We start from the raw sequence: 14,375 nt of genomic DNA, 5'->3' as shown, positions 1-14,375 counted from the left end.
GACGCTGATGGCACACGCAAAAAACCACGATTACCACATTCTGGCACCTTCGATCTGGCCGCTGATCGGCGCGATCGGTGGCTTCGTCATGCTGTTCGGAGCCGTCTTGTGGATGCACGGCATGACCTCCTTCGTGTTCTGGGGTGGTCTTGTGGCGGTTCTCTACACGATGTTTGCCTGGTGGTCCGAGGTCGTGGCCGAAAGCCGCGCGGGTGATCACACCCCGGTGGTCCGGATCGGGCTGCGCTACGGGTTCATCCTGTTCGTCATGTCCGAGGTGATGTTCTTCTTCGCCTGGTTCTGGTCGTTCTTCAAACATCGCATGTATCCGATGTACGACTATGCCGGCACCGAATACATCCAGCCTGACATCCACGCGGTGGACCCGTTCCACCTGCCGCTGATCAACACTCTGGTTCTGTTGCTGTCGGGCTGTGCGATCACTTGGGCGCACCACGCGCTGGTCCACGACAACGACCGCAAGGCGCTGATTCAGGGTCTCGCGATCGGTATCGTCCTGGGTATCGCCTTCACCTTCCTGCAGGCCTTCGAATACTATGAACTGCTGGCCCACGAAGGCTGGGAGTTCGGAGGCGATCAGTTCTACTCGAACTTCTTCATGGCAACCGGCTTCCACGGCGCACATGTGATCATCGGCACCATCTTCCTGACTGTCTGTCTGATCCGCGCGCTTCGTGGCGACTTTACCCCGGAGAAACACGTCGGGTTCGAGGCGGCCGCATGGTACTGGCACTTTGTCGACGTTGTCTGGCTGTTCCTGTTCTTCGCAGTCTACATCTGGGGTCAGGCACCGCTGATGTAACGCCCCGCGAGGCTGTCGAATTGCAAAAGCCGCCCCTCGGGGCGGCTTTTTCTCGATCAGGGGCGCAAGGGATTGCGCCCCGTACAATTGCAAGGTTGCATTTCCTTGCGCACAGACCGTAACAAGACGCCGGCTTGACCCCGAGCCGCTATGATACGCAACAAGGGCCAGACATGCGCCGCATCCTGTTTCTGCTGATTTTTGGACTCGCCGGGCTGGCGGTTCTTGTGTCTCTGGGCACTTGGCAGGTTCAGCGTCTGGCCTGGAAAGAGGGCATTCTGGCCGACATCGAAGCCCGGATCGCCACCGATCCGGTGCCGCTGCCCGAGGCGGTCGACCCTGAAGCCGATCGCTATCTGCCCATAGAGGTATCGGGCGAGATGCTGCCCGGCGAAATCCATGTACTGGTTTCCGTCAAACAGGTCGGGCCGGGCTATCGGATCATCGCGCCGTTCCGAACCGGTGACCGCATGATCCTGGTGGATCGGGGCTTTGTGCCCACAACGGCCAAACAGGCCGAACGCCAGATCGGCCCCATGAAGGTTGTCGGCAATCTGCATTGGCCGGACGAGATCGACGGCTATACCCCCGAACCGGACCCGGCGGGCAACATCTGGTTTGCCCGCGACGTGCCCGCGCTGGCCGATGCGCTTGGGGCCGAACCGATCCTACTGGTTGCCCGCAGCCAGACCGATCCCGCCATCACGCCGCTGCCGGTGGATACGGCGGGTATTCCCAACGACCATCTGCAATACGCGGTGACATGGTTCGGCCTGGCGCTGGTCTGGGCCGCAATGACCGGATATTTCCTGTGGCGCGGCCGCGCCCCATCAGAAAGTGACGCGCAATGAAATATATCTCGACCCGCGGGCAGGCGCCCGAACTGAGCTTTGAAGAGGCGATGCTGACCGGTCTGGCCCGCGACGGCGGCCTGTACCTGCCTGCCGAGATTCCGGTTCTGAGTCAGGGCGAGATCGCCGCGCTTGCCGGGCTGCCCTATGAAGAGATCGCGTTCCGCGTCATGTGGCCGTATGTCAGCGGCTCATTCGCCGGGGACGAATTCAAAGAGATCATCGCCCGCGCCTATGCCGGGTTCGGCCATAATGCTCGCGCGCCTTTGAAGCAGCTGAACGAGAACCACTTTTTGCTGGAGCTGTTCCACGGGCCCACGCTGGCCTTCAAGGATTTCGCCATGCAGTTGATCGGCCAGCTGTTCCAGGTGGCGCTGAAGCGGCGGGGCGAACGTGTTACCATCGTGGGCGCCACCAGCGGCGACACCGGATCGGCCGCGATCGAGGCTTTCCGGGGGCTGGATGCGGTCGATGTGTTCATCCTTTTCCCGCATGGCCGCGTCTCCGAGGTGCAGCGCCGCCAGATGACCACCCCCGCCGACAGCAACGTGCACGCGCTGGCCGTCGATGGCGATTTCGACGACTGTCAGGCCGCCGTGAAGGACATGTTCAACGATTTCGACTTCCGCGACGGCGTGAAACTGGCCGGAGTGAACTCGATCAACTTTGCCCGCGTGTTGGCTCAGGTGGTCTATTATTTCTCGGCCGCGACCAGCCTGGGCGCGCCGCATCGCAAGGTCAGCTTCACGGTGCCCACTGGCAATTTCGGCGACATCTTCGCCGGCTACATCGCCAAGCGGATGGGTCTGCCCATCGACCGTCTGGTGGTGGCGACCAACCAGAACGACATCCTGCATCGCTGCCTGTCGGGGCAGGGCTATTTCAAGGGCGACACCATCCCCTCGATCAGCCCGTCGATGGACATTCAGGTCAGCTCGAACTTCGAGCGCGCCCTGTACTATGCCTATGGCGAGGACGGGCGGGCCGTGGCGCAGTTGATGGACGAGCTGAAACAGGGCGGCTTCCACGTCAGCCAGGGCGCGATGGAGGCCCTGCGCGAAAGCTTCGACTCGGGCCGTGTGTCCGAAGAGGAAACGCTCGCCACGATCAAGTCCACGCTGGAACACAGCGCCGAGCTGGTCTGCCCGCATACCGCCGTGGGCATCAAGGTGGCCGAAGACACCCGCGCCGCCGATGTGCCCATGGTTACTCTGGCCACCGCGCACCCGGCGAAATTCCCCGCCGCGGTCGAGCAGGCCAGCGGTGTGCATCCGCCTCTTCCCTCGCGCATGTCCGATCTGTATGAACGTCCGGAACGGGTGACCCGCATCGCCAACGATCTGGGCGCCATCGAGGATCATATCAAAAGGCATATTGCTGAGTGACTGTCAGACTGGACCAACTAACAAACGGCTTTCGGATCGTCAGCGAACAGATGCCGGGGCTGCAATCGGCCGCCATCGGCATCTGGGTGACCGCCGGCGGGCGGCACGAGCGGATCGAACAGAACGGCATCGCGCATTTCCTCGAGCATATGGCCTTCAAGGGCACCGAGCGGCGCTCTGCTTTGCAGATCGCCGAGGCGATCGAGGATGTGGGCGGCTATATCAACGCCTATACCTCGCGCGAGGTGACGGCCTATTACGCCCGGGTGCTGAAGGATGACGTGGCGCTGGCGATGGACGTGATCGGCGACATCGTCCTGAACCCCGTCTTCGACCCGCGCGAGATCGAGGTTGAGCGCGGCGTGATCCTGCAGGAAATCGGACAGGCGCATGACACGCCCGACGATGTGATCTTTGACTGGCTGCAGGAACAGAGCTATCGCGATCAGCCGCTGGGCCGCACGATTCTGGGGCCGACCGAAAGAGTCAGCGCCTTTTCGCGCGACGACCTGTCGGCCTTCGTGGCCGAGCACTATGCGCCCGACCAGATGATCCTGTCGGCGGCAGGCGCCGTCGATCATGACCAGTTGATGAAACTGGCCGAAGAGATGTTCGGACACCTGCAACCCCGCAAGGGGCTGCTACCGGATCCCGCGCGGTTCACCGGCGGCGAGGCGCGGCGGGACAAGGCGCTGGAACAAGCGCATTTCGCGCTGGCGCTGGAAAGCCCGGGCTATCGTAATGACGAGATCTATACCGCGCAGATCTATTCGACCGCGCTGGGCGGCGGCATGTCCTCGCGCCTGTTTCAGGAAGTGCGTGAGACCCGCGGGCTGTGCTATACGATCTTTGCCCAGACCGGCGCCTATGCCGACACGGGAACGACCACGATCTATGCCGGCACTTCGGCCGATCAGGTGGGCGAGCTGGCCACCATCACCATCGACGAGATGAAGCGCGCCGCCGAGGACATGAGCCCCGAGGAGGTTGCCCGCGCCCGCGCACAGATGAAGGCCGGGATGCTGATGGGGCTGGAAAGCCCTTCGAACCGGGCCGAACGTCTGGCCCGGCTGGTGCAGATATGGGGCCGTGTTCCGCCGCTCGAGGAAACCGTGGCCAAGATCGACGCGGTCAGCACCGCCGACGTCCGGGCCTTTGCCGAAAAGATGGCGGTTCAGGCCCCGGCAGCACTGGCGCTCTACGGACCTGTGGGTGGTGCGCCGACACTGGAGAGGCTGCAGGAGAGGCGCGCGGCGTGATGCTGTTGGGCAGACGCAGGCTGAAACTCGAGACCGAGCGGTTGAGCTTGCGCCCGCCCGTGCATTCCGACTTCAACGACTGGGCCGCGCTGCGGCTGGCCTCGCGCGAGTATCTGACCCCGTGGGAGCCGATCTGGGCCAAGGATCATCTGACCCGCAAATCGTTCACCAACCGTGTCTACTGGGCGCAACGCTCGGTGGCCAATGGCACGGCGGTTCCGCTGTTCCTCTTCCGCAGAACGGATGACATGCTGGTGGGCGCCATTACGCTGGACAACATCCGCCGGGGGCCGGCGCAGGCCGGAACGCTGGGCTATTGGACCGGGCAGGCCTTTGCCCGGCAGGGTTACATGCGCGAGGCCATCGGCGCCGTGGTGCATTACGCCTTTACCCGACTGGACCTGAGCCGGATCGAGGCCGCCTGCCTGCCGGAAAACGCCGCCTCTCGCGGGCTGTTGGAAAGCTCGGGGTTCAAATACGAGGGCGTGGCGCAATCCTATCTGCAGATCAACGGGCGGTGGCGTACGCATGTGCTCTATGCGTCGCTGCGCTCGGACCGGCGCGGGCGGACGGACGCGGGCTAGACGGCCGTTCGGACCTGATGTGGGCGGGACTGTTTCCGAAATTTGGGCCCAGTGACGTGACTCGAGGCGCCGATGCGCTAGACTTCCGATCATGCGGAGTGTTTTGGCGGGTCTGATCTTGCTGGCAGGGACGGCGGCGGCGCAGGAGCGTCGGCCGAGCCATTGCATCGCCATCGCTCAGAACACCCCCGGCATCGAATATGTGCACAAGGCGGCGTGGCAGGATCCGGTGCCCGAATTCTCGGTGCGGATCAGCTATGTCGCGCATGCGTCCTTTCTGATCCAGACACCCGGCGGGCTGAATGCCGTGACCGACTATACCGGCTTCATCGGCGGCGCGGATCTGATTCCCGACATCGTGACGATGAACCACGCCCATGACACCCATTGGACCGCCTATCCCGATCCGGCCATCCCGCATGTGCTGCCGGGGTGGGGTGAGTTCGGGCAGGGCATCGAACATTACCTCGATCTGGGCGAATTGCTGGTGCGCAACGTATCGACCGATATCCGGTCAGCATACGGCGGAGTGGAAGAACGCGGAAACTCGATCTTCGTGTTCGAGGTCGAAGGCCTGTGCATCGGCCATCTGGGACATCTGCACCATGTGCCGTCCGACGCGCAATTCGCCGCCCTTGGGCGGCTGGACGTGGTCATGGCGGCGGTAGACGGGGGCACGACCATGCCCTTGCCCGAGATGATCTCGGTCCTGCAGCGGCTGAAAAGCTCGGTCATCATTCCGATGCACTGGTTCTCGGGCTATTCGCTGGACCGGTTCCTGGCCGATATCCGATCCGACTTCCCGGTGCGCCGGGATGGGGTTTCGGAGATCGAAGTGTCCCTGCGGACCCTCCCGGACCGCCCGACGGTGGTAGTGCTCGAGCCGCAATACCTGATGGAACTGGAATAAGCCTTGCCGTGCGCCGCGGGCTTGGGCATGCAGAGGGCATGCATTTGAACCCTGCCGACGAAACCTTTGCCGAAACCATCCGCGCCCGCCTGGGTGACGATATACTGCGCCCGGTCGAGCCGCGCTATCTGGACGAGCCGCGCCGCCGCTTTGTCGGGCAGGCGGGTCTGCTGGCCTTGCCCCGCACGGTTGAGCAGGTCGCAGCCTTGGTGCGATTGGCGTCCGAGGCCCGCGTCCCGGTGGTGCCATACGGTGGCGGCACCGGTCTTGTGGGCGGGCAGGTCATGGCGGATGGCCCCGCGCCCCTGATCCTGACGCTCGAGCGGATGCGCGCGATCCGGGCCGTCTACCCGACCGAAAACATCCTGATCGCCGAGGCTGGTGCGGTGCTGGCCGACATTCAGGCCGCGGCCGAGGCGGCCAATCGGTTGTTTCCGTTGTCGCTGGCGGCGCAGGGGTCATGCCGGATCGGGGGAAACCTGGCTACCAATGCAGGGGGCGTCAACGTCCTGCGCTATGGCAATGCGCGGGATCTGTGCCTCGGGCTCGAGGCGGTTCTGCCCAACGGGGAGATCTGGCACGGGCTGGGGCGGCTGCGCAAGGACAACACCGGTTATGACCTGCGCAACCTGCTGATCGGGTCCGAGGGCACGCTGGGGGTTATCACCGCCGCCTCGCTCAAACTGTTCCCGCGTCCTGCCGGGCTGGGCACGGCGATCTTTCAGGTGGCCAGTCCCGAAGCGGCGATCGACCTGCTGGCCCTGGCCCGGGACCATCTGGGCGAAACCGTCAGCGCATTCGAACTGATCCACAGACAGGGGCTGGATTTTCTGGCAGAGGTCTTGCCGGACGTGCGGCAACCCTTTGACACACCGCCGGAATGGTCGGTCCTGATCGAGCTGGGATTGGCGGCGGGGCACGAGCCCGAGGCGGCGCTGGAATCCTTGTTCTTGGCAGCGGAGGCGCGTGGTCTGGTGTCGGACGGCGTCATCGCCCAGAGCGCCGCGCAGCGCGACGCGCTGTGGTCGGTGCGCGAACGCATCCCCGAGGCAAACCGGTTGATCGGTTCGGTGTCCAGCCACGATATCTCGGTTCCGATTTCGCGGATCCCCGACTTCATCCGGCAAGGCGGCAAGGCGATTGCGGCCCTCGGACCGTTCCGGGTGAACTGCTTTGGTCATCTGGGGGACGGCAACCTGCACTACAACGTCTTCCCGCCCAAAGGTCACGACCGGGGCGAGTTCGATGACCGGCGCGGCGCGATCAAGCGCGCGGTTCATGACCTGGTGCATGAATTTGAAGGATCGGTCAGTGCCGAGCATGGGGTGGGCCGTTTGAAGACCGGCGATCTGGAACGCTATGGTGATCCGGCCAAACTGTCGGCCATGCGCGCCATAAAGGCTGCTTTGGACCCGCTCGGGATAATGAACCCGGGCGCCGTCCTGTCAGATGTGTGAGTGCGGCCCGGACGCTCCGGGCCGCAGCGATGCGTTCTTTACGACTCGGGCAGGATAACCTTGTCGATGACGTGGATCACGCCATTGCTGGTTTCGATATCTGCCTGAACGACATTTGCGTCATTGACCATGACACCGTTGTCGAGATCGATCGTGATCTCTCCACCCTGTACGGTGGCGGCGGTCATGTCGTCGGACAGATCACCCGACATCACCTTGCCCGGAACCACGTGATAGGTGAGGATCGCCACAAGTTGATCCTTGTTCTCGGGCTTCAGCAGCGTTTCCACGGTGCCTTCGGGCAGCGCGGCAAAGGCTTCATCGGTAGGCGCGAAAACGGTAAACGGACCTTCGCCCTTCAGCGTGTCAACCAACTCGGCGGCCTGCACGGCTGCGACCAGAGTGTTGAAGCTGCCAGCCCCGACAGCGGTGTCCACAATGTCCTTGCCGTGGCCGTCGGCCATGGCAGCGGTCGAAAACAGGATACTGGCGACACCGGCAACAGCGAATTTGCGAAACATGATCTACTTCCCTTGTTGAGGATGTCATCGGCGACATCAGGGGCGATACGGCGACACGCCGGGAAAAGATCATGCGTCGGGGGCAAAAAACCGACTGGAAAACGAACGACGCCGCGCTAAGCGCGCGGCGTTTTCAGCGGCAAGTCACGAAATCGTGACTGTTGTCTGTTCACAGCCCTTCGAATTCGCACAAGACATGGACGTCCATGCCCATCTCCTCCAGCACCTTCCGGCCACCCAGCTCGGGCAGGTCGATGATGAAGGCGCAGCTGACGATCTCGCCGCCCAGACGCTCGATCAGCTTGATGCCTGCCGCGGCAGTGCCGCCGGTGGCCAGCAGGTCATCAACCACCAGAACCTTCTCGCCGGGCTGGATCGCGTCATCGTGGATCTCGACGATGGCCTCGCCGTATTCCAGCTTGTATTCCTCGCTGATCGTGGTGCCCGGCAGCTTGCCCTTCTTGCGGATCGGAACGAAGCCCACGCTCAGCTGGTGAGCGATCGCGCCGCCCAGGATGAAACCGCGCGCCTCAAGCCCCACGACCTTGTCGATGCGCTCGCCGGCATAGGGGTGCAGCATCTGGTCGATGGCCATGCGAAACCCGCGGGGATCCGCAAACAGGGTCGTCACGTCGCGGAACATGATCCCTTCGTGGGGAAAATCGACGATAGTCCGAATGTAATCCTTGACCGTTTTGCTTCTGGACATGGGGCAACCCTTCTTGCGTCAAAACACGGCGGTGTTTGGCGTATCACGGCCAGTCATGCAAGCCACGGCTGCCTTCCTGAGCGTATTTGCTGCGGAACAGATGCGCCGGGACCACCCGCCCTTGGGGGGCTGCGGGTATCGACAAGCGATGCGCTTTGTCTATACAAGGTGCCACGCGCTGATGCAGGCCCAGAATAAGGATGACAGCCGTGGCCAAGGCCGACCTCAAGGGATCCACCAAAAAGAACAGCCAGCTGGTTCTGCGCCTGGACAAGGACGAACGCGACGCGTTCGTTGCGCTGTGCCGCGATCTCGACACCTCGGCCGCGCGCGAGATCCGCAAGTTCATTCGCGCATTCATGGCTGAGAACGCCGGGACCTGACTGCCTTCAGGCCGGGCGACGCAGTACCGCCGTGGCCACGCCCATTCCGATCAGGGTCAACCCTCCGAAACGGGTCATGCCGGTGATGATGCCGGGGCGGCCGATTACGCGGCGCAGCCGGTCGGCCAGTAGCGCATAGGCCAGCGCGTTCAGCCCGGCCAATCCCACGAAAGTCGCAATCAGGATCGCGGACTGCGGGCCCAGCGGCTCGGCCGGGCGCAGAAATTGCGGCACGAAGGCGATGAAGAAGGCGATGGATTTCGGGTTCAGCGCAGTGACAGCGGCCGCATGGCCGAATACGCCGCGGGCGGTAACGTCGCGCGCGGTGGCCACCGCCTGCATCCCGCCGGACGGCGCACTGCGCAGCAGCTTGATGCCCAGCCAGACCAGATAGGCGGCGCCCACCCATTTCAGCACCGAAAACAACGTGGCCGACGCCAGCACCAGCGCCCCAAGCCCCAGCAACGAGGCGGTCATAGCGATCAGGTCCCCCAGCGCAACCCCCGTGGCCGAGGCCACGGCCACGCTGCGCCCTTTGGACAGCGCATAGCTGAGCACCAGCAGAACCGTCGGTCCCGGGATCAGCAGAAGGGCGGTCGAGGCTGCGACAAAGGCCAGCCAAAGTTCAAAATCCATCATCCAACTCCGTCAAATCCGCAGCAGCTAGCCTAAGAAAACACGAGGCCGTCAAGGACGCCTACAATACCCGGCCCGCCACCGCATCCAGCTTGGCCAGCACTTGCGGGTCGCGCTTTTCCGGGGCCGTCAAAATCGCGTGGTCCAGCGCAAGATCGCAGCCATGCGGGCAGGGCGCGCGGTCCGCTCCCAGCATGGCGGGCAGGCCTTTGACCAAGGCGCGCGCCTTCTCGGCGTTGCCGGTCAGCGTCGCGATGATAGCGGTCACGTCCACTTCGCCGTGATCGGGGTGCCAGCTGTCATAGTCGGTGACCATCGCCACCGAGGCATAGCAAAGCTCGGCCTCGCGGGCCAGTTTGGCCTCGGGCATGTTGGTCATGCCGATCACGTCGCAGCCCCACTGCTCGCGGTACATCTTCGATTCCGCCAGCGTCGAGAATTGCGGCCCTTCCATCGCCAGATAGGTGCCGCCACGGTGCACGGTGATGCCGGCCGCCCGGGCGGCGGATTCACAGGCATCGCACACGCGCGGGCAGGTCGGATGGGCCACGCTGACATGGGCGACGCAGCCGGTGCCGAAAAAGCTTTTCTCGCGGGCGAAGGTGCGGTCGATGAACTGATCGACGACCACGAAATCGCCCGGCGCCATGTGTTCGCGGAAGGAGCCGCAGGCCGAAACCGAGATCACATCGGTCACCCCCAGCCGTTTCAGCGCGTCGATATTGGCACGATAGGGCACCTCGGTCGGCGAATGCACATGCCCGCGCCCGTGGCGGGGCAGAAAGGCCATCTCGATGCCGTCCAGTGTCCCGGTCAGGATCTGGTCGGACGGCGCGCCCCAAGGCGTTTCCACGGTAACCCATTGCGGCGTTTCCAGCCCGTCGATGTCATAAATTCCCGATCCGCCGATGACGGCAATTTTTGTCTGGGCCACGTTCGTTCTCCGCTGCGATACCTGCCTGAGGGAATTTCTGCGGGCTTGTCGGGCATTTGGCAAGGCTTGCCGGTGTTATTGCGCCGCACAGGCGCCACAAGGGGCGTCGCCTTGCAGTTTTTGCATGACAGCCTGCCATCGATGGGCTAGCAGACAGCGCCGAAGGCGGGTATACGACCGCCTTCGCGCGAACATTCTGACCCACAGGACCAATTCATGCCCCGAGCCTTGCTGGCAAGCTTTGCCAATCGCCTCGCCATTCCCGATTTGAGCTGGATGCCGGACGAAAAGCTGACCCCCGCCCGCCTGCGGATCGAGCTTTTGTCGGGCCTGACCGTCGCCCTGGCCCTGGTGCCCGAAGCGGTGGCCTTTGCCTTCGTCGCCGGGGTTCACCCGCTGGTAGGCCTGTATGCGGCGTTCCTCGTTGGGCTGATCACTGCGCTGATCGGGGGCCGTCCGGGTATGATCTCGGGCGCAACCGGTGCGCTGGCGGTCGTCATGGTGGCGCTGGTGGCGCAGCACGGGGTCGAATACCTGTTCGCCACAGTGGTTTTGATGGGCATCCTGCAGATTGTCGCGGGGGCCATGCATTGGGGCCGGTTCATTCGCCTGGTGCCGCATCCGGTGATGCTGGGTTTTGTCAACGGCCTGGCGATCGTGATCTTTCTGGCGCAACTGGGCCAGTTCAAGGTGCCGGGCACCATGGAAAACACCGGCCACGGCATGAGCGGTGGTGAATGGCTGTCCGGGATGCAACTCTATACGATGCTGGGGCTGGTCGCGCTGACCATGGCGGTGATCTGGGTGATGCCGCGCATCACGCGCATTGTGCCAGCGCCGCTGGCGGGCATCGTCGTGGTGGCTGCGCTGGTGATCGGCATGGGGCTGGATGTCCCGCGCGTCGGAGACCTGGCCTCGATCGAGGGCGGCCTGCCGAAATTCCACATCCCCATGGTTCCGCTGACCTGGGAGACGTTTGAGATCATTCTGCCCTACGCCGTGATCCTGGCGGCCATCGGCCTGATCGAATCCCTGCTGACCCTGAACCTGGTGGGCGAGATCACCGGCAAGCGTGGCGGCGCTTCGCAGGAATGCATCGCGCAGGGTACCGCCAACGTCGTGACCGGGTTCTTTGGCGGCATGGGCGGCTGTGCGATGATCGGGCAGTCGATGATCAACGTGAAGTCCGGCGGCCGCACCCGAGTAGCCGGGATCGCCGCGGCTCTGTTCTTGCTGGTGTTCATCCTTGTCGGCTCGCCTTTGATCGAACAAATTCCGCTGGCTGCGTTGGTTGGCGTGATGTTCATGGTGGTGATCGGCACCTTCGCCTGGAACTCATTCAACATCCTGCGCAAGGTGCCGCTGACCGACGCCTTCGTCATCGTTCTGGTCACCGTCGTCACCGTGATGGAAGACCTCGCTGTGGCCGTCGTGGTCGGCGTGATCGTTTCGGCGCTGGCCTATGCCTGGAACAACGCCAAGCGCATCCACGCGGTCACCCGCGACTCGGAAACCGAGAAAGGCGCCAAGGTCTACGAGATCAAGGGGCCGCTGTTCTTCGGCTCGTCCGAGGGGTTTGTCGAACTGTTCGATGTCCAAAACGACCCGGAAACGGTGATCGTGGATTTTGCCGACAGCCGCGTGGTCGACCAATCGGCCCTGCAGGCGATCGAGAACGTCGCCGCGAAATACGAGGCGGCAGGAAAGCGCGTCATGCTGCGCCATCTCAGCCGGGATTGCCACAAGCTGCTCAAGAAAGCAGGTCACCTGATGGTCGACAGCGACGATGACCCGGATTACGGCCTTGCGGTAGACTATTCGGTCCGAACCGGCATTCTGGGCGGCCACTGAAGCAATGCGTGGCCCTGCCTCGCACCGCGCGGCGGGGGCAGAGCCCCCAAACCCGGCTCAATCGTCTGGGCGATTGAGGGAAAACAAATCCGTCACCACCGAGTAGTCGCGATAGCCAAGCCGCGACAAAGGTTGAAAGGTGGTGACGTCGAACTTGCCGTCTTTCAGGCAATCATCGCGCAGGTACACGCCGATGACCTCTCCGAAAACCACCCGGTTGGCTTCGCCGGGCAGCGTGACGATCTGGGTCAACTTGCATTCCAGCGCGGCGGGGGCGCCTTCGATGCGGGCGCATGGGATGGTTTCGCATTCCACCGGTGTAAGGCCGGCGTGAGCGAACTCGTCCACCTCTTTCGGAAGGCTGGCCGAGCTTGCGTTCATCGCATCCCGATGGGCGTGGGCCACCACGTTGACGCAAAAGACGCCGGTCGCCTCGATATTGGCGATGCTGTCCTTTCCGCGGTCCTGGTCGTGTTTTGTGCCGGTTGAGGCAAACATCACCTGAGGCGGCGTATAGGCGACCCCGTTGAAGAACGAATAGGGCGCCAGATTGTTGATCCCATCCGCGCCACGGGTCGAGATCCACCCGATCGGGCGCGGTGTGATGATGGCGTTGAACGGGTTGTGCGGCAAACCGTGACCGTCTTCGGGGCGATAGAACATCTGATCTCCAAGCGTTTGCTCAAGGCCTAGCGAAGTGCTAGGGCGATTGCCAGAGTCGAAAAGAGGGCCGCGGTGCAGCAGTTCGGGATCAGGCCGGAAGAGCCGGAGGATTGGTGGGAAGTCGAAGCCCTCTACGACCTGTGCTTTGCGCCGGGGCGCGAGGCGCTGTCGTCCTACCGCTTGCGCGACGATGTTCCGCCAGTTTCGGGCCTGTCGATGGTGGCCCGTGACGGGCAGGGCATCTTGGCTGGGGCCATCCGATTTTGGCCGGTTCATGTTGGCGCACACGATGCGCTCTTGCTGGGGCCCGTTGCGGTTCACCCGACCCACCAGGGGGAAGGGTTGGGTGGTTTTCTGATCCACGAAGGTATCGAAGCCGGGCGGGCCAAAGGGTGGGACCGGGTCATGCTGGTCGGTGACGCGCCCTATTATTCACGCTTTGGGTTTGCCCGGCTCGAGGGTGTTGAGATGCCCCCACCAACCAACCCGGATCGGGTTCTCGGGCTGGATTTGACCACCGGCGCATGGCACGGAGTGAGTGGTTCGGTGACCCGCTGGACGCGCTGATCTATTGAAACGGCGTTGTGAAATGCCAATGTTTCAGGGTCAGGAGGACACCGAATGAATGACGTCGTTCTCGTCGGAGAAATCGACCCCGACGCTGAGTTGGACCGGCTGGCAAGCCACTACCGCAGCGCGGGCGGCAGCGGTATCAGGTTGCTCAATCGTCTGGGTGGATCGGCTGAGTCGCTGCTGGAACAGCTGCCCGGTTCGGTGCGCGATGGGCTGACCGGTGCAACCGAGCAGGCCTTGTGGCTTGCAGTTCGTGCCGCTGACGGATCGCGCCGCGCGGTTCCCGACCAGAAGCCGTGGGTCAACACCGCCATATCGACCACGATGGGCGCCGCGGGTGGGGCTGGCGGCCTGACGACGGCGTTGATCGAGCTTCCGGCGACCACGGCCATGTTGTTGCGCTCAATACAGGGTGCCGCATCGCGTGAAGGTTTTGACCCCTCGGCAAGGAACGTGCAGTTCGATTGCATCCGCGTTTTGTCGGCGGCAGGTCCCTTGGCGCATGACGACGGCGCAGACATGGGGTTCTTTTCAGTCCGACTGACCGTGACGGGCCCCGCTCTGCAAAAGATCATTGCCGCCGTCGCTCCGAGGTTGTCGGTCGTTTTGGGGCAGAAACTGGCGGCACAGACCGTTCCGGTATTGGGGGCCTTGGCCGGAGGTGGCGCGAACTACCTCTACGCCCGGTACTATCAGCAGATTGCCCGTGTGCATTTCGGCCTGCGGCGTCTGGCGATCGATGCCGATATTCCGCATGACGAGCTTGTGCAGCGTCTGCAACGTCGCATGTTGGCCTGATCCTCAGTTTCAAAATTGGACAAAACCGCAGGATGTGG

16 protein-coding genes are annotated in these 14,375 nt (G+C 63.3%); 11 read left to right on the top strand and 5 right to left on the bottom strand.

Annotation, left to right across the window (positions count from 1 at the left end):
* Positions 1 to 7 precede the first annotated feature (7 nt).
* From ACR3EK_RS11510 to ACR3EK_RS11480, 7 genes are all read left to right on the top strand, one after another.
* The gene (locus tag ACR3EK_RS11510) at positions 8 to 823 is read left to right on the top strand and encodes a cytochrome c oxidase subunit 3 (RefSeq protein ID WP_093962747.1); all 816 of its coding nucleotides are present in this window, start codon (positions 8 to 10) and stop codon (positions 821 to 823) included.
* Between the two features lie 173 nt (positions 824 to 996).
* Positions 997 to 1,674: an SURF1 family protein gene (locus ACR3EK_RS11505; RefSeq protein ID WP_480633437.1), complete on the top strand. Its 678-nt coding sequence runs from the start codon at positions 997 to 999 to the stop codon at positions 1,672 to 1,674.
* Positions 1,671 to 3,059, top strand: a complete 1,389-nt coding sequence (thrC, locus tag ACR3EK_RS11500; RefSeq protein WP_480633436.1) for a threonine synthase — start codon at positions 1,671 to 1,673, stop codon at positions 3,057 to 3,059. The genes ACR3EK_RS11505 and thrC overlap by 4 nt, the downstream gene beginning before the upstream one ends.
* Entirely contained in the window at positions 3,056 to 4,318 is a 1,263-nt protein-coding gene (locus tag ACR3EK_RS11495) for a M16 family metallopeptidase (protein WP_170599168.1), read from the top strand. The genes thrC and ACR3EK_RS11495 overlap by 4 nt, the downstream gene beginning before the upstream one ends.
* Positions 4,318 to 4,902, top strand: coding sequence for a GNAT family N-acetyltransferase (locus tag ACR3EK_RS11490; protein ID WP_093962743.1), 585 nt, complete (start codon positions 4,318 to 4,320; stop codon positions 4,900 to 4,902). Before ACR3EK_RS11495 ends, ACR3EK_RS11490 begins: the two co-directional genes overlap by 1 nt.
* A gap of 91 nt (positions 4,903 to 4,993) precedes the next feature.
* Positions 4,994 to 5,812, top strand: coding sequence for an MBL fold metallo-hydrolase (locus tag ACR3EK_RS11485; protein WP_480633435.1), 819 nt, complete (start codon positions 4,994 to 4,996; stop codon positions 5,810 to 5,812).
* Between the two features lie 38 nt (positions 5,813 to 5,850).
* Positions 5,851 to 7,269, top strand: coding sequence for an FAD-binding oxidoreductase (locus tag ACR3EK_RS11480; RefSeq protein WP_480633434.1), 1,419 nt, complete (start codon positions 5,851 to 5,853; stop codon positions 7,267 to 7,269).
* A 38-nt stretch (positions 7,270 to 7,307) separates the two neighbouring features.
* On the opposite strand, the gene ACR3EK_RS11475 is transcribed toward ACR3EK_RS11480, so the two are convergent.
* Positions 7,308 to 7,790, bottom strand: a complete 483-nt coding sequence (locus ACR3EK_RS11475) for a fasciclin domain-containing protein (protein WP_093962740.1) — start codon at positions 7,788 to 7,790, stop codon at positions 7,308 to 7,310.
* A gap of 169 nt (positions 7,791 to 7,959) precedes the next feature.
* A complete protein-coding gene (locus tag ACR3EK_RS11470; RefSeq protein ID WP_170337941.1) occupies positions 7,960 to 8,499 on the bottom strand; it encodes an adenine phosphoribosyltransferase in 540 nt (179 codons plus the stop codon).
* 209 nt (positions 8,500 to 8,708) lie between these two features.
* On the opposite strand from ACR3EK_RS11470, the gene ACR3EK_RS11465 reads away from it, so the two are divergent.
* Positions 8,709 to 8,882, top strand: coding sequence for a hypothetical protein (locus tag ACR3EK_RS11465; RefSeq protein WP_222457049.1), 174 nt, complete (start codon positions 8,709 to 8,711; stop codon positions 8,880 to 8,882).
* Between the two features lie 6 nt (positions 8,883 to 8,888).
* Here ACR3EK_RS11465 and ACR3EK_RS11460 read toward each other — a convergent pair whose 3' ends face one another.
* Together ACR3EK_RS11460 and ACR3EK_RS11455 are read right to left on the bottom strand one after the other, a co-directional pair.
* On the bottom strand, positions 8,889 to 9,518 hold the full coding sequence (locus ACR3EK_RS11460) for a LysE family translocator (RefSeq protein WP_480633433.1): 630 nt from the start codon (positions 9,516 to 9,518) through the stop codon (positions 8,889 to 8,891).
* A 61-nt stretch (positions 9,519 to 9,579) separates the two neighbouring features.
* Positions 9,580 to 10,452 (bottom strand): S-methyl-5'-thioadenosine phosphorylase, encoded by an 873-nt coding sequence (locus tag ACR3EK_RS11455; protein ID WP_480633432.1) that lies wholly within the window; start codon positions 10,450 to 10,452, stop codon positions 9,580 to 9,582.
* A gap of 216 nt (positions 10,453 to 10,668) precedes the next feature.
* Here ACR3EK_RS11455 and ACR3EK_RS11450 point away from each other — a divergent pair, with 216 nt between their 5' ends.
* A complete protein-coding gene (locus tag ACR3EK_RS11450) occupies positions 10,669 to 12,303 on the top strand; it encodes a SulP family inorganic anion transporter (RefSeq protein ID WP_480633431.1) in 1,635 nt (544 codons plus the stop codon).
* A gap of 57 nt (positions 12,304 to 12,360) precedes the next feature.
* Here ACR3EK_RS11450 and ACR3EK_RS11445 read toward each other — a convergent pair whose 3' ends face one another.
* Entirely contained in the window at positions 12,361 to 12,966 is a 606-nt protein-coding gene (locus tag ACR3EK_RS11445; RefSeq protein ID WP_480633430.1) for a flavin reductase family protein, read from the bottom strand.
* Positions 12,967 to 13,038: 72 nt separating this feature from the next.
* Here ACR3EK_RS11445 and ACR3EK_RS11440 point away from each other — a divergent pair, with 72 nt between their 5' ends.
* Positions 13,039 to 13,533: a GNAT family N-acetyltransferase gene (locus ACR3EK_RS11440; RefSeq protein WP_480633429.1), complete on the top strand. Its 495-nt coding sequence runs from the start codon at positions 13,039 to 13,041 to the stop codon at positions 13,531 to 13,533.
* 54 nt (positions 13,534 to 13,587) lie between these two features.
* Positions 13,588 to 14,337, top strand: coding sequence for an EcsC family protein (locus ACR3EK_RS11435; RefSeq protein ID WP_170337952.1), 750 nt, complete (start codon positions 13,588 to 13,590; stop codon positions 14,335 to 14,337).
* Positions 14,338 to 14,375 lie beyond the last annotated feature (38 nt).

The sequence above is a fragment of the Ruegeria sp. BC8 genome (assembly GCF_056535705.1).
The sequence above is the reverse complement of the archived record's forward strand: the minus strand, read 5'-3'. Positions and strand labels throughout refer to the sequence as shown.